Origin of the sequence: Roseisolibacter agri, from assembly GCF_030159095.1 — a bacterium.
GTDB classification, from domain to species: domain Bacteria; phylum Gemmatimonadota; class Gemmatimonadetes; order Gemmatimonadales; family Gemmatimonadaceae; genus Roseisolibacter; species Roseisolibacter agri.
Genome location: NZ_BRXS01000007.1, coordinates 167464 through 183101 on the forward strand (window position 1 = coordinate 167464; position 15638 = coordinate 183101).

Consider the following 15638-nt stretch of genomic DNA (forward strand, 5'->3'; position numbering starts at 1 on the left):
GCGGCGCGGTGGGGATGCTAATCCGCCCCGTCCTACCCCGGCCAGCCCCGAGGGTGCGAGGCGCGGGACCGCCGTCACGCACCCCATGCTTGCGCGATGACGCGGCTGACACGAATGTGGGCGGCCCTCCGTACGATCCCGGACGGCGAGCCCGACGTTGGGCCCGTGCCGTCCGTCCCGCCACCACCCTCCAGCTCCTCCCCTCATGCCGCGCGTCCTCAAGTGGGGGCTCGCCATCGTCGGCGTCCTCGTGGTCGTCCTCGGCGTCGCCGTCGGCGGCGCCTACGCGCTCTCGTCGCACCGCATGGCGAAGCGCTACACCGTCGCCGACGAGTCCGTCCCCGTGGGCACCGACAGCGCCACCCTCGCCCGCGGCCGCCACATCGCCGTCACGCGCGGCTGCGCGGACTGCCACGGCGCGGACTTCGGAGGCGCCACCTTCATCGACGGGATGCCGTTCGCGCGCCTGTCGGGCAGCAACCTCACGACCGGCAAGGGCGGCGTGGCCTCGGGGATGACCGTCGCCGACTGGGTGCGCGCGGTGCGCCACGGCGTGGGTCGCGAGGGACGCGCGCTCCTCTTCATGCCGTCGCAGGAGTTCAACGCGCTGAGCGACGCGGACCTGGGCGCGCTCGTGTCGTACCTGCAGACCGTCGCGCCGGTGGACCGCACCGGGCCCGCGAACGCCATCGGCCCCATCGGCCGCGCGCTCTACCTGGCGGGCAAGGTCCCGCTGGTCCCGGCAGAGGTCATCGACCACACCGCGCCGCGGAAGCCGAGCCCCGCGGTTGGCCGCACGGTGGAGTACGGGCAGTATCTGGCGGTCGGCTGCACGGGCTGCCACGGCGCGAGCTTCGCCGGCGGGCCGATCCCCGGCACGCCGCCCGAGTTCCCGGCCGCGGCCAACCTCACGCCGCACGCGACCGGGCTGGCCGCGTGGACCGAGGCGGACTTCGTGCGCGCGCTGCGCACCGGGCGCCGTCCCGACGGCCGCGAGTTGAAGGCCGAGATGCCGTGGAAGAACTTCGGGAAGATGACCGACGACGAGCTCGCGGCGATCTGGATGTACCTGCGCACGCTGCCGCCGCAGCCGACGCCGAAGGGTTGAGCGCGGACGCCCGGATGGGCACGTGCGTTGCCCCTCGCCCTCGCGCCCGGGGTCTCCCGGGCGCGACCCTTTGGTGAGGAGCACGCATGACCGACCGCAGCAGCCGCGAGAGCAAGCGCGATAGCAGGCGCGACGACGAGCGCGAGATCGACCGTGGCGCCATCGAGGGTGACCGGAGCGAGTGGCTGGAGCGCTCCGCGTCCTCCGCGGGTGATCCGCTGACCGACGTCGAGAAGAAGGGGCTGAGCATCCTCGCGCAGGCGGACCCGCGCGGCGACGGCTCGATCGAGGGCGTCAGCGCGCCCAAGGAAGGCGACGTGGGCGACAACGCGCCGATCGCCGGCTCGGCGGACAACGTCCGCCGCAACCCGCCGCTGGTCGAGGACGCGGGCCTCGGCGACGGCGGCATCTCGGCCTCGGGCGGCGCGGCTGGCGGCGCGTGAGGCCGCGGGCGCGCGTCGGCCCGCATCGCCCACCCCGCATCGCTCCGACCCGACGCGCGACGTGCCGCACTCCGATCCCACCGACGCACGCTGGCGCGCGCGGCGCCTCGCCGCGCGGCTGGCGTACGTCGTCGTCGTCCTGATCGCCACCTGGTCGGGGCTCTATCTCGATCCGAACCTCGCGCTCGCGAAGCTGCGGCTCGCGCGCGGGCTGCACCCCGGCTTCCGCCCGATGGACGTGCTCGACGCCGTCCGCAACGTGGCGCTGTTCGCGGGGCTGGGCGGCGTCTGGCTCGTGACGGGCGATCCCGCGCGACTGGGACGCGGCGTGCTCGCCGCGACGCTCGTCGGCACGGCGCTGAGCGTGGTGGCCGAGACGGCGCAGCTCTTCTCGCCGCGCCGCATGGCGAGCGTGCTGGATCTGCTCACGAACGGCGGCGGCGCGTTCCTCGGCGCCGCCGCCGTCGCGTACGCGATCGCGGTCGTCGCGCGGCGGCGCGCGCGCACGGTGGCGGCCGTCGTGCCGCACCTGCTGGTGGCCGGTCCGTACCTCGCCGCGTGCCTGTGCGAGGCATTCTCCGCGTGGGGGCGCCCCGACCTCGTGCCGGATGCGGCCGGCGGCTTCCGCACGCGGTGGCGCGCGTCGGTCGCGGACTTCCGGCTGCATCCGCATGCGCTGCCGATGTGGAGCGATCTGCTGCTGTTCGCGCCCGCCGGCTTCCTCGCGACGCGCGTGCTGATCGAGCGCGGCGCGTCGCCCGCGCGCGCGGCGACGGTCGCGACGACGCTGGGCGCGCTGACGTGGGGCGTCGCGGAGGTGCTGCGCGGCCTGAGCGGCGCCGACCTGCGGCCGTGGGCGGTCGTGCTGCACGCGCTCGCGACGCTGCTGGGCGCCGTGTTCGCCGCGACGCTCGCCGCGCGCGAGGCGCGGGGCGCGGGGCGCGGCGTCACGCTCGCGGACCGGCTGGTGCGGCTGCGCAGCAGCGCGCGCGCGTACGTCGCGCTCCTCTTCCTCTGGAGCCTGCGGCCGTTCGCGCCGGTGACGAGCGTCGGCGAGCTGCTGGGGAAGCTCTCGTGGGACGCGCTCGTGCCGCTGCGCGCGCTGGCGGGTCTCTGGTCGCTGCACAGCGTGGCCGACGTCGCGGTCGGCTTCCTCCTCTATCTGCCGGTGGGCGCGTGGTTCTCGGTGCGCACGCGCGCCGACGGACGCACGCCGCGCGCGCCCTGGTGGGGCCTCGCGCTCGCGGTCGCCACCGAGGTCGCGCAGATCGCGATCCGCGGCCGCGACTTCGACATCACCGACGTGATGGTGCAGGGCGCGGGCGTGCTGGTGGGCTGGGCGATCGTGCGCCGCGCCGACGCGCGGCGTGACCGGTTGCAGCTCACCGCGCAGCGCGAGGCGGTCATGCCCGGGACGCGCGCCGCGCGCACTCAGAGCGCGCTCGGATAGGTCTCGGGCGGCTCGTCGGCGGTCCAGGTGCCGGCGCGCTCCAGCGGGTGCACCGCGCGCGACTCGTCGAAGTGGTACAGGACGTCGAACTGCCGCCCGACGCGCGCGTGGAAGTAGTGGCTCTGGCGCTCCGTGCGCGGGCGGTAGATGACGCCGATCGCGCGCTCGAGCAGCGCCGTGTCGAGCGCGGCGCGCGCGGCGTCGGCGGCCGCGCTGCCGCGCAGCGGCACCACGCAGCGCGGCGGCGCGGCGTCGTGCAGCGCGCGCTCGATGCTGCCGGGGAGCGACGGGTTCACCTTCATCCGCTGCGCCGCGTCGCCCCAGTCGTGCGCGGCGGTCACCGTGCCGGTGTGCGTCGTGAAGCCGACGAGCACCGCGTCGTCGCCGTGCCGCTCGCGCGCGAGCTGGCCGAGGTTGATCTCGCCGCCCGCACCCATCTCGGTGGCGCGCGCGTCGCCGAGGTGGGAGTTGTGCGCCCACACGACGACCTTGCCCTCGCGCCCCTTCGCGCGCAGGTGCTGCACCAGCGCGTCGAGCGTGTCGGCCATGTGCGTGTCGCGCAGGTTCCAGCTCGACACGCGCCCGTGGAACATGCTCCGGTAGTAGCGCTCCGCGTCGAGCACCAGCCGCGCGTTCTGCTCGGCCGAGAAGAAGTCGTCGGCCGCGTCGTCGGCGTCGCGTGCGTCGTCGGCGTCGGCGTCGGGTGCACGGCGGCGGAGGTCGACCAGCTGCTGCACGACCGCGTCCTCGCAGCTCTGCGACAGGTCGAAGCTGGCCGCGTAGCCGTACTGCTGCGGGTCCTCGCCGAAGTGGTCGAAGCACGCGTAGCGGTAGCGCGCGCGGCGCGCGGCGTCGGGGTCGGTCTCGTCCAGGTAGCGCAGCACCTCGTCGATGGACGCGTGCAGGCTGTAGAGGTCGAGCCCGTAGAAGCCGGCGGCGCGCTCGCGCCCGACACGCTGGTTGTGCGCGCGCAGCGTGTCGAGCAGCCGCACGACGTCGGTGTTGCGCCACATCCACTGCGGAAAGCGGCGGAACCCGCCGAGCGCGTCGGCCGCCGTCGCGTCGCGGCCGCGGCCGCGCACCCAGTGGTTGGCGCGGTCGGAGTCCGGCCAGTCGCCCTCGACCGCGACCGCGTCGAAGCCGCGCTCGACGATGAGCCGGCGCGTGATGGCGGCGCGGGCCGCGTAGAACTCGTGCGTGCCGTGCGAGCCCTCGCCCAGCAGCACGAGCCGGCGGTCGCCGACGACGTCGAGGAGCGTGTCGTGGTCCGAGTCGTCGCCCGTGAGCGGGCGCGCGGCGTCGCGCAGGGCGGTGGCGAGGTGCGGGTCGGTCATGCCCGCGCCGTCGTGCAAGACGCGTTCTGCGGCGCTATGCGTGGTGGAGCCGGCGCAGCTCGCCGGCCAGCCGGTGCCGCACGCGGAGGCCGAGCACGACGCCCACGGCGGCGAGCCCGGCGACGAGCCCGAGCCAGAGCCCGGCCGGCCCCATTCCGCGCTGCAGCCCCAGCCAGACGCCGATCGGCAGCCCGACGAGCCAGAAGCCGACGACGTTGACGACCATCGGGACGCGTGTGTCGCCGACGCCGCGCAGCACGCCGAGCGAGACGACCTGCAGCCCGTCGAACACCTGGAAGATGCCGGCGAGCGGGATGAGCGTCGCCGCGACGGCGACGACGGCGGCGTCGGGCGTGTAGAGCCGCGCCAGCGCGCGCGGCGCGAGCAGCAGCACGACCGCGCTCACGAGCATGAAGCCGATGCCCCAGACCATCGCCGCCTTCGCCGCGCGGCGCGCGCCCGCCGCGTCGCCGGCGCCCACCGCGTGCCCCACGCGCACCGCCGCCGCCGCGCCGACGCCGAGCGGCACCATGAAGGTGAGCGACGCGAGGTTGATGGTCGCCTGGTGACCCGCCATCGCGACGGTGCCCAGGCGGCCCATGAGCAGCCCGATCGCGCCGAACGCGCTGAACTCGAGCAGCTGCTGCGCGCCGATCGGCACGCCGATGCGCGCCAGCCGCCAGAGCGCGGCCGGTCGCGCGGAGTCGCGGAGCCACGGACGCAGCGCGTGCCGCAGGCGCGGCCACGCGGCGGCGAGCAGCAGCAGCGCCATCGCCCAGCGCGACAGCGTGGTGGCGACGGCGCTGCCGTCGGTGCCGAGCGCGGGAAGCCCGAGGTGACCGAAGATGAGCGCCCAGTCGAGCCCCGCGTTCAGCACGTTGGCGATCACGATCGTGAGCACGATCGCGCGCGTCTGCGCCATCGCCTGCAGCGTCTGGCGGAAGACGACGAAGCCGAGCCACGCCGGGATCGCCGGGATCGAGAGCCAGACGAAGCGCGACGCGGCGTCGATCACCTCCGCCGGCTGGCCGAACGCGCGCAGCACCGCGGCGCTCGGCACCATCAGCAGCGCCGTGGGGACGGTGAGGAGGAGCGCGAGCAGGACGCCGCGCTGCACGCCGTGCGCGATCGCGTCGTGGTCGCGCGCGCCGACGGCCTGCGCGACCACCGGATCGAGCGCCATCAGCATCCCGGTGGCGAACGCGGTGACGTTGAAGAAGTAGAGGTTTCCCAGCGCGACGGCGGCGAGGGCGGACGCGGAGAGCCGACCGACCATCATCGTGTCGACGACGCCCATCAGCATCAGGCCGACCTGCACCATCGCGACCGGCACGGCCAGCCGGCGCGTCGCCGCGAGCTCGGTGCGCCACGCCTGGCCGGGCGTGGGCGTGCGCGGCGGCGCGTCGTGGTCGGCGGGGGCGGGGAGGGCCATGCGCGAACCGTAGCGGCGCCCCGAATCCCCGCGCAACGCGACCTCGTAGGTTCCAGCACATGTCCACCGCCTCGCCCGCCGCCCTCCTCGGCAAACCCGCCTCCTCGGGCTCCTCGTACTGGGCGCTGAGCCGCGCGCCGCGGTACAGCCTCACCTTCGCCCTGCCGCTGCTGGTGGCCTACGAGGCGCTGGCCGCGCTGCTCGGCGGCGCCGGTGGGGGCGGGCTGCGCAACGGCGCCGACGTCTGGCTCAAGACGCCCTTCGTCGCGCTGCTCGGCCCCCACGGGCCGCTGGCGTTCGGCGTCGTGATCGTGGCGATCGCGCTGGCGCTGGTGATCCGCGACCTGCGGCGCACGCGCCAGCCGCTGCGCGGCGACGTGTTCGCGGGAATGCTGGTGGAGTCGGCGGTGATGGCGGTCGTGTGCGGCCTCGCGGTGGGGATGGCGACCGCGCGGCTGATGCAGACGCTCCCGGGCCTGGTGATCGCGGCCGAGCCGATCGCGCGTCTCGGCGTCGCGTCGAAGCTGATGATCGCGCTCGGCGCGGGGCTGTACGAGGAGCTGCTGTTCCGCGTCGTGCTCGTGTCGGGGCTGATGTGGCTCGCGAAGCGCGCGATCGGCCTCGGGCCCGCGGCCTCCGCGCTCATGGCGACGGTCGGCGGCGCGATCATCTTCGCGCTCGCGCACCACATCGGTGCGTACGGCGAGCCGCTGACGGCGCAGGCGTTCACCTTCCGCGTGCTGGCGGGGCTCTTCTTCAGCGGGCTGTACGTGCTGCGCGGGTTCGGGATCACGGCGTGGACGCACGCGCTGTACGACGTGATGGTCCTCGTGATTCGATGAGGCGGAGGACGGAACGACGGAGGACGAGGAAGCGGAGGACGGAAGGGCGTGAAACGATACGGCGGACACTTCGAGCTCGAAGCTTCGAGCCGGAAGGTCCGCCTCACCGTTTCACGCAGTATCGTTCTCCGCAGGTCCGTCCTCCGCCGTTCCGTCCTCCGCCGTTCAGACTCACATGCGCTCGCGTCTCCTCCTTCCTCTCGTTCTCCTCGCGACGGGGTGTGCTGCCGCAACGGTGGGTGCGCCGTCCGGCACCAGCGATCGCGTTTCCGCCGCCGACGTGCAGGAGCTGGTGTCGGCGCTGGCCGCGGACTCGATGGAGGGGCGCGCGACCGGGCGGCCCGGCTCGATGCGCGCCGCGCGCCTCATCGCGGAGCGGTTCGCGCGCTACGGCGTGAAGGCGGCGGGCGACAGCGGGTACGTGCAGCGCGTGCCGATGGTCGCGACGGTGGGGCGCAACGGGCGGCCGGCCGTCGCGCTGGCGCCGAGCTTCGCGGCGCTCGACACGGTGGCGGCGGGGCGGCGGCTCGTGGGCGGCAACGTCCTCGCGATCCTCGAGGGGAGCGATCCGGTGCTGCGCGACTCGGCCATCCTGGTGGGCGCGCACTACGACCACCTGGGCATCGGCGCGCCGGTCGACGGCGACTCGATCTTCAACGGCGCGGACGACGACGCGTCCGGGACCGCGGCCGTGATGCTGGTGGCGCGCGCGCTCGCCTCGGGCCCGCGGCCGAAGCGGACGATCGTCTTCGGCGCGTTCACCGGCGAGGAGGTCGGGCTGGTCGGCACGCGCTGGTACATCCGCAACCCGGCGGTGCCGCTCGCGCGTACGGTCGCCGACTTCGAGATCGAGATGATCGGGCGGCCCGACTCGCTGGCGGGCGGCGCGGGGAAGGCGTGGCTGACCGGCTACGATCGCTCGACGATGGGGGAGCGGCTGGCCGCGGCCGGGATCCCGCTCGTGGCCGATCCGCGGCCGGCGCAGAACTTCTTCCAGCGCAGCGACAACATCGCCTTCGCGTATCTCGGCATTCCGGCGCACACGATCTCCACGTTCAACCTGCACGGCGACTACCACACCGTGAACGACGAGGCGGACCGGCTGGACTACGCGCACATGGCGCGCGTGGTGGAGTCGACCATTCGCGCGGTTCGCCTGCTGGCCGACGGCGCGGCGCCGCAGTGGAAGCCCGGGCAGAAGCCCGAGGCGCCGGCGGGGATGCGCGAGCGGCTCGGCATTCCCTGATCCCGGCCAGCGTTCATCCCCGGAAAGACGAAACGGCGAGACCGCGCAGGCTGCGCTGGTCTCGCCGTTCGTGCGTCGCGGGGCGACGAGGCGTCAGTGCGCCGGAGCGGGCGTCGCCGCCGGAGCGGTGCTGTGCCCGGTGGGCGTGCCGCCGTGCGTCCCGGCCGACGCGCCGTGCGACGCGTCCGCGTGCGGGTACGTCCGCATCATCAGGTCGGTCGGGTGACGGTACGTCTTCGTGTGGATGTAGAACGCCGTCAGGAACGTGGCGACGGCGCCGAGGACCGTCAGCAGCGCCGCACCCCATCCGCCCTTCTTGAAGGGGACGTGACGGTTGGGGGGGAGCACGGGCGAGGACGCCATGGGAGCGTGCGGGTTCGGGTCGTGGATGGTGGAACGCGTCGAATCTACTCGGTGCCGTCCGACAACGGCACTCGCCGAGCCACGGGACCCCGGGCCCGCCGGTCGGCGGCGTCGCGGAGGGCGGCCGGCCCGATCACCTCCCGCCCGAACCGGTCGCGGATGGCGTCCAGCGTGTGGGCCAGCCGCCGGTCGCGCTCCGTCTCCATCGGCGGCGCCCCGCCCGTCGCGGGCTCGCCGGCGCCCGCCGCGTCGAACAGCGCCAGCTGCGCGGGCGCGGCGGCCTCCCCGAACCCCGAGAGCGCGACGCCGAGCAGCCGCACGCCGACGCGCCGCGTCTTCCGCAGGCGCCGGAACAGCTCGCGCGCCACCGCGGCCACCGCGCGGTCGCTCTCGACGGCGGTGTCGAGCGTGCGCGCCGCCTGCCGCGTGACGAAGTCGGCGTCGCGGACCTTCACGGTGATCGTGCGCGCGCGGAGCCCGTCGCCGCGCAGGTCGGCCGCCACGCGCTCGCTGAGGCGCAGCAGCTCGCGCTCCAGGTCCGCGTCCTCGTGCAGGTCGTGCGCGAAGGTGTCCTCGCGGCTCACCGACTTCTGCTCCGCGCGCTCGGCCACCGGCCGCGCGTCGATGCCGCGGACCCACTCGTACAGCCACTGGCCGGTGCGCGCCCCCAGCAGCCCCACGAGCGCCTCCTCGCTGTAGGCCAGCGCGTCCGGCACGCGGCGCAGCCCGTTCCGCGCCAGCTTCTCGGCCAGCTTGGGCCCGACGAAGGGCAGGTCGGCGAGCGCGAAGCGCCTCATGAACTGCTCCTCGGTCCCGGGCGCGACCTCGTGCACCCCATCGCCGCCGGCGCCCGGCTTCGCGACCTCCACGGCCACCTTGGCGACCAGCTTCGACGTGCCCGCGCCGATCGACACGGAGAGCCCGGTCGCCTCGTGCACGGCGGCGCGGATGCGGTGCGCGGTCGCCGCCAGCGGCTCGTCGTAGAGCGCCTCGGTGCCGCCGAGGTCGAGGTACCACTCGTCGATGCTCGAGGCCTGCACGACGGGCGTCCACCGCGCGAGCACGGCGGCGATGGCGCGGCTCTGCCGCGAGCACTCGGGCCCCGGCACCGGCACGCACAGCGCCGCGGGGCAGAGGCGCACGGCGCGCGAGATGGGCATGCCGCTGCGCACGCCGTACTTCCGCACCTCGTACGACGCCGAGCAGACGACGCCGCGACTCTCGGCCGATCCGCCGACGATCAGCAGCTTCGCCTTGCCGGCGCCCTCCGGATCGACCTGGCGCGCGACGGCGACGAAGAATGCGTCGGCGTCGACGAGCAGGATTCTTCGCGAAGGGGCGGACATCGGAGTGGCGGGAGCTGCGGACTGCGGGCTGCGTGGCGGGACGCCCGGGAACTGTCTGCGCCCCGGACCCGGAAAAGCTAGCAGGGATGCAGATCCGAGAAGGTCGGATAACCGCCGATGCCCCTCCTGGCGGCGAGGAACTTCGCGCGACGCGGAGCCATCCGTCGTTATCAGATCTTATCCGAACTTCATCCTTGCCAATGCCGTTCGCCGTTCTGCAGCACGCAAGACTACCAGGCCGGCACGGCCTCCGGCGCCTCACGCCCTCGCGCGGTCACCGGCCACTTCGTCTCGACGACGTCCTGTCCGCGAACGCCGTAAATGACGTCGTTCAGGTGCACCACGATGCACACGTGGTTCGGGACGACGCGCACCTGATCGCCGACCCTGGGCCGCCACTCGGTGCGCGACAGGTCGAGGATGCCGTGCTCCTCGCTCATGCGCGTGACGATCACCTCGGGGCGGTCGAGCAGCGCGCCGAAGCCCGCCGTCTGCGTCTCGTCGGCGCCCGGTGCGCGCGCGCCGTCGATCGGCTCGCGGCCCAGCGCCTTCGTGCCGGCATCGATCACCGCCTGGCCCGGGACGCTCGTGCTCACGACCGTCGCCAGCACCGTCAGCGCGCACTCGTCCCACTCGCAGGCGCCCACCGCCGCCGTCGCGCGGTCGTTGTAGACGTACGTGCCCGGACGCACCTCGGTGATCCCCGCCACCTCGTGCATGCGCCACGCGGCGGGCGTCGAGCCGCCGCTCACCACGCGTGGCGTGAGGCCCGCCCGGTCCAGCGCCTCCAGCGACGCGCCCAGCGTCTGTGCGAGCGACGCGAGCTGCGGCTGCTGCGCGCCGATTGCCGCGCGGATGTGCCCGGGATAGAATCCCAGCCCGTCGTACTTCAACGGCGCGCGCTCCGCCACGAACTCGGCCAGCTGCACCACGGCCGCCGCGTCCTGCACACCCGTGCGCCGCATGCCGACGTCCTGCTCCACGAACACGTGGACCTCGCGCCCCACCTCGTCCGCGGCCGCCGCGAGCTGCACGGCGGTGCGCTGCGAGTCGAGCATCACCGTCAGGCGCACGCGCGGCGGGATGTTCATCAGCCGCCGCAGGCGCGTCGTGCCGGTGATCGGGAAGGCGAGCAGCAGGTCGTCGGTCAGCTCGCTCATGACCTCCGCCTCGCGCACCGTGGCGCACGTCAGCCCCACGGCGCCCAGCCGCAGCTGCTCGGCGGCGATGCGCGGCGCCTTGTGCGTCTTCACGTGCGGCCGCAGCTGCAGCCCGTGCACGGCGGCGTACGCCGCCATGCGGTCCAGGTTCATGGCCAGGCGGTCGAGGTCGACCACCGGAGCCGGCGTCTCGAGCTGCTCCAGATACAGGGGCATGGCGTGCGGTCTCTCCCGGGAGGCGGGTGGCACTCGCCCGCACGGCGCACGCCCGGCCGGCGCGCGCCGGCGCTGACGGCGCCCGCTCCGCACAAATGACACCCTCGCACACCGTCCAGCAACCCATGTCGACCTCCGCCCCCGATTCCGCCGGCGCGCCGCGCGCGTGGCAGCCCGTCTCCCTCGGCGCCGACGTCCCGCCGCCGCGCGGCGCGTACTCGCCCGGCGTGCGCGCCGGTGACTTCCTCTTCATCTCGGGGCAGGTGCCGCGCGACCTGCGCACGGGCGCGCTCATCGGCGAGGACGTCACGGAGCAGTCGCGGCAGACGCTCGCCAACCTCCGCACCGTCGTGGAGGCGGCGGGCGGCACGCTGGCCGACATCGTCTCGGTCGCGGTGCACCTGCAGCACTCGGACGACTGGGGCGCGTTCGACGCGGTCTACCGCGAGCACTTCACGGCGCCGTTCCCCACGCGCACGGTCGTCGGCGCGTCCCTGCGCGGCATCCTGGTCGAGGTGACGGCGGTCGCGTACCTCGGCAAGCGCTGAGCACGCGGTGAGCGAGCAGCCCGCGGCCCGCAGCGCGCACGTCGAGGTCCCGCGCACGGCGCGCTACTGGCACGCCGGCGCGGCCGACGCGCGCGAGGTGTGGGTCGCGCTGCACGGCTACGGGCAGCTGGCCGAGTACTTCGTGCGGCACTTCGTGCCGTTCGCGGGCGACGACCGGCTGGTCGTCGCGCCCGAGGCGCTGTCGCGCTTCTACGTCGGTGCCGGCGAGGGCGGCGGCCACGGCGCGATGCGCGTCGGCGCCACGTGGATGACGCGCGAGGACCGCGAGGCGGAGATCGCGGACTATGTGCGCTGGCTCGACGCGGCGCTCGACGACGCGACGCACGGCCTCGATGCGTCACGCGCGCAGCTGCACGTCCTGGGGTTCTCGCAGGGCACGGTCACGGCGTGCCGCTGGCTGGCGCACCGCCACCGGCGCGGGCTCGCACCGGCCGCGCGCGTGGTGCTGTGGGGCGGCGAGATCCCGCACGACCTCGACCTCGCGCGCGACGGCGACGCGCTGCGCGCCACCTCGCTGACGATGGTCGTGGGCGACGCCGACGAGTTCGCGACGCCGGCGATGATCGACCGGCAGCGCGCGCGCCTCGACGCGGCGCAGGCGCCGTACACGATCGTGCGCTACGCGGGCGGCCACCGGCTGGAGCGGGACACGCTCGAGCGCGTCCTGCGTGGCGAGGGCTGAGTCAGGAATCCGTGCCCCCAGCCTCCGCCGTCCAGCGATGCCTCGCCACACGGCGCGTGAGACTACGGATGCTCCGGATGAGACGGATGCTCCGGATCATCCGGAGCATCCGTCTCATCCGGAGCATCCGTAGCCCAATGCGATGCGGCGGCACGTCGGGCGCGCCGATGATGGCCTACGACGCCGGCGCTCAGCGCTCCCGAAACTTCCGCAGGTCGCGGCGGTCCTTCTTGCTCGGTCGCCCCGGATCGAACTCGACGCTCGTCGCCATCAGCCGGTGCTGCTCGGCGACCTTCGCGCGCTGCGCCTGGCTCTCCTCGGTCTCCTCGTAGAGCGTGCGCGCCACTTCCGCCGAGCCACGCCGCTCACCCGTACCGGTCACGCGCAGCACGTAGCGCTGCGAGCCGACGGTCACCTTCAGCTCGTCGCCGGGGCCCACGAGCTTCGCGGGCTTCGCGCGCGCGCCGTTGACGTCCACCTTCCCGCCGTCGACGGCTTCGGTCGCGAGCGAGCGCGTCTTGAAGAAGCGCGCCGCCCACAGCCACTTGTCGAGGCGGACCTTGTCGTCGCTCACGCGTCGTCGTCCTCGTCGTCCGGGCCGCCCGCGTCGTCCGACTCGTCGTCGTCCTCGTCGTCGCCGTCGAGCGCCTGCGTGGCGCGCGCCACGGCGCCCGCGAAGACATAGCGCTCGTCCTCGTTGCGCGCGCCCGCCACGAGGCCGCCGAGGGTGGGCAGGAGCGCGCGCACGGCGTCGTCGCTCTGTGCGTCCGCGAACAGCGCGCGCACCTGGTCGCACGCGTTCGCCATCGTCAGCAGCGACTGGGCGTTCGGACCGGCGCCGCGCTTGGGGGCGACGCGCGTCGCGTCGGCGCGCGCGCGGAGGGCGTTCGCGTCGGCCGCGAACCGGCCCGCGAGATGTTCGGCGATCGGACTGGCCATGTCGCAAGATCGCCGGTCGCGGCGCGCAAAGTCCAGCGCATGCCGCGACCCGCGGCATCCGACCCGCGCCGCGACCTCAGCCGGCTGGTTCGGCACGTCGGCGGGCGCGCCGTCCGCCGCCGCCGTGGCCGCATCCGGCGTCGCGGCGCGCTCGGCGATGCGCGGCCGCTCGTCCAGCACCGTGCGGACCTGCGGCGCGCGCGTGCGCACCCGCACGGGCTCGGATGCGACGGGCGGCGCGTCGCTCTCCGGCTGCGCGAGGTTCGCGTTCACGTATGCCGGATCGTCGGTCACCTCGCGCACGAGGTACGGCGCCAGCCACTGCGGCACCTCGACCACCGTGTCGGCCGTCGGCAGCTCGATCTCCGCCAGCACGAGGTCGCGCCCCGCGAACAGGTCCACCTCCCACGTCGCGGCGCCCTCGGCCACCGCGAAGCGGCGCTTCCGCACGCGCCGGTCGCGCGTCGTTGGCCAGAGCACCGCGAACAGCTCGGCCGTCGTCTCCTCCTCCACCTCCACGCGCGCGACGCCGCTCCCGAGCTTCACGGTGCGGTAGTAGCGCACGTCGGATCCGCTGCGCACCTCGCGCACGCGCTCCAGCAGCCGCGTCCCCGGAATCCAGCCCTGCGCGATCTCTACGCTCGGCATCCCGCGCAGCGTGTGCGGCAGACTGCGCAGCAGGTACTTCCGCTCGATCTCCATCGGCACGGGCGCCAGCCGCGCCGCCGTCTCCGCCTCCAGCGACGCGGCGACGCCGTCGAGCGACGCGACGAGCCCCGCGCCGTCGCGGCCGAGCCACTCGCTCGCGAGCGTGTCGTAGACGACCGTCCGCCGCGCACGTGCGCGGCGCGCGAGCGCGAGCAGCCCCGGTCGCGGATCGCGCGGATCGGCGCGCCGGTCGACCTGCCGCCGCTCGGGCTCCGGTGCCGGCGCCTCCGCGCCATTGCCCGCGGGCTCGCCCGCCTCGGCCTCGGGCGCGTCGGCGACCGCGGTCAGGGAGGCTGCCATCGCCGCCTCGGCCGCCGCGCGCGCGGCCGCCTGCGCCTCGCTCATCGTGCGCTCCGCGTCCGCCAGCGCGTCGGTGAGCTCGACGTCGAGCACGTCGAGGTCGTGCAGCTCGCCCAGCAGGTCCTGCAGCCGCCGCAGCCGCTTCACGACGGGCGTCGCGCTCTCGGTGAGACCGAGGACCGGCTCCAGCAGGTAGCGCACGCGCTTGCCCGCGATGCGCGCCTCGTGCGCCTGCGTCACCGCCTCGGGGCCCTGGACCGCGGACAGCCGCTCGCCCAGCTCCGCGGCCGCCTCGCGCAGCCGCGCCGCGAGCAGCGCCGCGAAGCGCCGCTCCGCCATCGGCGCGTCGAGGCGCACCTTCTGCCAGTAGACGGGCAGCGCCTTCGCCAGCACCGCATAGAGCCGGTCGAAGTCGGCGCCCACCTCGTGCGCGAGGTCGGCGTCCGCGTCCTCACGGCGCTCGCGCCACCGCTCGCGCAGCCACATCGCGCCGGGGCGATGCCGCGAGTTGAGCGAGCCACGCTGCGCGTCCAGCCACGCGACCTGCACCTCCAGGTCGCGGCTCTCACTGGTCGCGCGCGCGATCTTCCGCAGCCGCCGGCGCGCCTTCTTTCCGAACGAGTCGCGCAGCGCGTCGCGGTACGCGCGCTCGGTGCTGCGCAGCCGGCGGATGGCGACGCGGAAGTCGTGCAGCGCCTCCATATCCTGCGGATCCGCCAGTCGGTCGCGCGCCGCCGCCGCCTGCGCGAGCAGCTCGTGCGCGATGCGCCGCGCCGCCTCCTCGGGCGATCGCGCGAGGAGGTCGGCGGGCAGGGCGGGGAGCACGGCGCGAGGCGGCATGGATCGGTCGCGGGTGAACGGGGCGGTCAGCTGCCGTCCGCAGGCTCCACGCCCACCGACGCGCTGCCGTCCTCCTGATAGCTCACGAAGACGCGCCAGGGCTGGCAGCACACCTGGCAGTCCTCGACGTACTCCTGGAAGCCGCCGCCCCCCGGATCGAGCGCGACCTCGTTCGGCTCGCCGCAGTACGGGCAGAACACCTCGGCCTGCGTGTCCGCGACGCCGTCGCCCAGCGGGAACTCCTCGTCGAGCGCGGCGACGTCGTCGGGATCCTCGTCGCGGTCGTCGGACCCGTCGCCATCCTCGTCCTCGTCGTCGCTTAACGCGTCGGCGTCGGGGTCGTCGAACAGGTCGCGATCGTCGGGATCGTCGTGGCGGTCACGCAGGTCGAAGGCGTCGCGGGGCACGGCGGGTGGACTGAGGGGCGGGCGACGGTGCAGGCGACGGATTCGCCGCACACTCGGCGCGCGTGAGACGGGGCGCAAGTCGCGCGGCGCGCGGCGCGTGGCCGTCACGCGATTGTGACACGTCTCACGTGCGGGACGCGGCGGCGTCCCCGGGGGAGGACATCGCGCGTCCGTAAACATACGAAGCGGGTTGTCCCGCAACGGGTTGCGGACGGCGGGGGTTGAGGTGTGCCCCCTGCGCTGGCGGCCGGTG

General features: G+C 74.7%; 15 protein-coding genes. 7 read left to right on the forward strand and 8 right to left on the reverse strand.

From position 1 onward, the window contains the following. Window positions 1-205: 205 nt before the first annotated feature. From rosag_RS21835 to rosag_RS21845, 3 genes are all read left to right on the forward strand, one after another. Window positions 206-1108, forward strand: coding sequence for a cytochrome c (locus rosag_RS21835; protein ID WP_284352298.1), 903 nt, complete (start codon window positions 206-208; stop codon window positions 1106-1108). Between the two features lie 86 nt (window positions 1109-1194). Further along, on the forward strand, window positions 1195-1551 hold the full coding sequence (locus rosag_RS21840; RefSeq protein WP_284352299.1) for a hypothetical protein: 357 nt from the start codon (window positions 1195-1197) through the stop codon (window positions 1549-1551). Window positions 1552-1612: 61 nt separating this feature from the next. Beyond that, window positions 1613-3001, forward strand: coding sequence for a VanZ family protein (locus rosag_RS21845; protein ID WP_284352300.1), 1389 nt, complete (start codon window positions 1613-1615; stop codon window positions 2999-3001). Here rosag_RS21845 and rosag_RS21850 read toward each other — a convergent pair. Together rosag_RS21850 and rosag_RS21855 are read right to left on the reverse strand one after the other, a co-directional pair. Continuing rightward, window positions 2983-4335 (reverse strand): erythromycin esterase family protein, encoded by a 1353-nt coding sequence (locus rosag_RS21850; RefSeq protein WP_284352301.1) that lies wholly within the window; start codon window positions 4333-4335, stop codon window positions 2983-2985. The two genes, rosag_RS21845 and rosag_RS21850, sit on opposite strands and share 19 nt — an antisense overlap. Before the next feature lie 34 nt (window positions 4336-4369). Further along, window positions 4370-5767, reverse strand: coding sequence for an MATE family efflux transporter (locus rosag_RS21855; RefSeq protein ID WP_284352302.1), 1398 nt, complete (start codon window positions 5765-5767; stop codon window positions 4370-4372). A gap of 59 nt (window positions 5768-5826) precedes the next feature. Here rosag_RS21855 and rosag_RS21860 point away from each other — a divergent pair, with 59 nt between their 5' ends. After that, the gene (locus rosag_RS21860; RefSeq protein ID WP_284352303.1) at window positions 5827-6609 is read left to right on the forward strand and encodes a CPBP family intramembrane glutamic endopeptidase; all 783 of its coding nucleotides are present in this window, start codon (window positions 5827-5829) and stop codon (window positions 6607-6609) included. A 235-nt stretch (window positions 6610-6844) separates the two neighbouring features. Next, complete coding sequence (locus rosag_RS21865; RefSeq protein WP_284352304.1) at window positions 6845-7855, forward strand: M20/M25/M40 family metallo-hydrolase; 1011 nt, start codon at window positions 6845-6847, stop codon at window positions 7853-7855. Window positions 7856-7948: 93 nt separating this feature from the next. Here rosag_RS21865 and rosag_RS21870 read toward each other — a convergent pair whose 3' ends face one another. The 3 genes from rosag_RS21870 to rosag_RS21880 form a co-directional block, all read right to left on the reverse strand. Next, entirely contained in the window at window positions 7949-8218 is a 270-nt protein-coding gene (locus tag rosag_RS21870) for a hypothetical protein (protein ID WP_284352305.1), read from the reverse strand. A 44-nt stretch (window positions 8219-8262) separates the two neighbouring features. Next, window positions 8263-9564 (reverse strand): Y-family DNA polymerase, encoded by a 1302-nt coding sequence (locus tag rosag_RS21875; protein WP_284352306.1) that lies wholly within the window; start codon window positions 9562-9564, stop codon window positions 8263-8265. Between the two features lie 230 nt (window positions 9565-9794). Next, window positions 9795-10940, reverse strand: a complete 1146-nt coding sequence (locus rosag_RS21880) for an alanine racemase (RefSeq protein ID WP_284352307.1) — start codon at window positions 10938-10940, stop codon at window positions 9795-9797. Between the two features lie 125 nt (window positions 10941-11065). Here rosag_RS21880 and rosag_RS21885 point away from each other — a divergent pair, with 125 nt between their 5' ends. After that, window positions 11066-11488 (forward strand): RidA family protein, encoded by a 423-nt coding sequence (locus rosag_RS21885; protein WP_284352308.1) that lies wholly within the window; start codon window positions 11066-11068, stop codon window positions 11486-11488. 7 nt (window positions 11489-11495) lie between these two features. Next, the gene (locus rosag_RS21890; protein ID WP_284352309.1) at window positions 11496-12191 is read left to right on the forward strand and encodes an alpha/beta hydrolase; all 696 of its coding nucleotides are present in this window, start codon (window positions 11496-11498) and stop codon (window positions 12189-12191) included. A gap of 190 nt (window positions 12192-12381) precedes the next feature. On the opposite strand, the gene rosag_RS21895 is transcribed toward rosag_RS21890, so the two are convergent. The 3 genes from rosag_RS21895 to rosag_RS21905 are packed head-to-tail and all read right to left on the reverse strand — an operon-like array spanning window position 12382 to window position 15385. Then, window positions 12382-12765, reverse strand: a complete 384-nt coding sequence (locus tag rosag_RS21895) for an RNA-binding S4 domain-containing protein (RefSeq protein ID WP_284352310.1) — start codon at window positions 12763-12765, stop codon at window positions 12382-12384. Continuing rightward, window positions 12762-14978, reverse strand: a complete 2217-nt coding sequence (locus rosag_RS21900) for a CHAD domain-containing protein (protein WP_284352311.1) — start codon at window positions 14976-14978, stop codon at window positions 12762-12764. The genes rosag_RS21895 and rosag_RS21900 overlap by 4 nt, the downstream gene beginning before the upstream one ends. Before the next feature lie 26 nt (window positions 14979-15004). Then, window positions 15005-15385 carry a CPXCG motif-containing cysteine-rich protein gene (locus rosag_RS21905; RefSeq protein ID WP_284352312.1) on the reverse strand — a complete coding sequence of 127 codons (381 nt, stop codon included), beginning with the start codon at window positions 15383-15385 and terminating at the stop codon, window positions 15005-15007. Between the last annotated feature and the right edge of the window lie 253 nt (window positions 15386-15638).

Bases quoted from the DNA above. Each gene is read 5' to 3' on its own strand.
- rosag_RS21900 (WP_284352311.1), bottom strand. From the start codon at position 14,978: ATGCCGCCTCGCGCCGTGCTCCCCGCCCTGCCCGCCGACCTCCTCGCG.
- rosag_RS21870 (WP_284352305.1), bottom strand. From the start codon at position 8,218: ATGGCGTCCTCGCCCGTGCTCCCCCCCAACCGTCACGTCCCCTTCAAG.
- rosag_RS21880 (WP_284352307.1), bottom strand. From the start codon at position 10,940: ATGCCCCTGTATCTGGAGCAGCTCGAGACGCCGGCTCCGGTGGTCGAC.
- rosag_RS21850 (WP_284352301.1), bottom strand. From the start codon at position 4,335: ATGACCGACCCGCACCTCGCCACCGCCCTGCGCGACGCCGCGCGCCCG.
- rosag_RS21885 (WP_284352308.1), top strand. From the start codon at position 11,066: ATGTCGACCTCCGCCCCCGATTCCGCCGGCGCGCCGCGCGCGTGGCAG.
- rosag_RS21860 (WP_284352303.1), top strand. From the start codon at position 5,827: ATGTCCACCGCCTCGCCCGCCGCCCTCCTCGGCAAACCCGCCTCCTCG.
- rosag_RS21840 (WP_284352299.1), top strand. From the start codon at position 1,195: ATGACCGACCGCAGCAGCCGCGAGAGCAAGCGCGATAGCAGGCGCGAC.
- rosag_RS21855 (WP_284352302.1), bottom strand. From the start codon at position 5,767: ATGGCCCTCCCCGCCCCCGCCGACCACGACGCGCCGCCGCGCACGCCC.
- rosag_RS21835 (WP_284352298.1), top strand. From the start codon at position 206: ATGCCGCGCGTCCTCAAGTGGGGGCTCGCCATCGTCGGCGTCCTCGTG.
- rosag_RS21875 (WP_284352306.1), bottom strand. From the start codon at position 9,564: ATGTCCGCCCCTTCGCGAAGAATCCTGCTCGTCGACGCCGACGCATTC.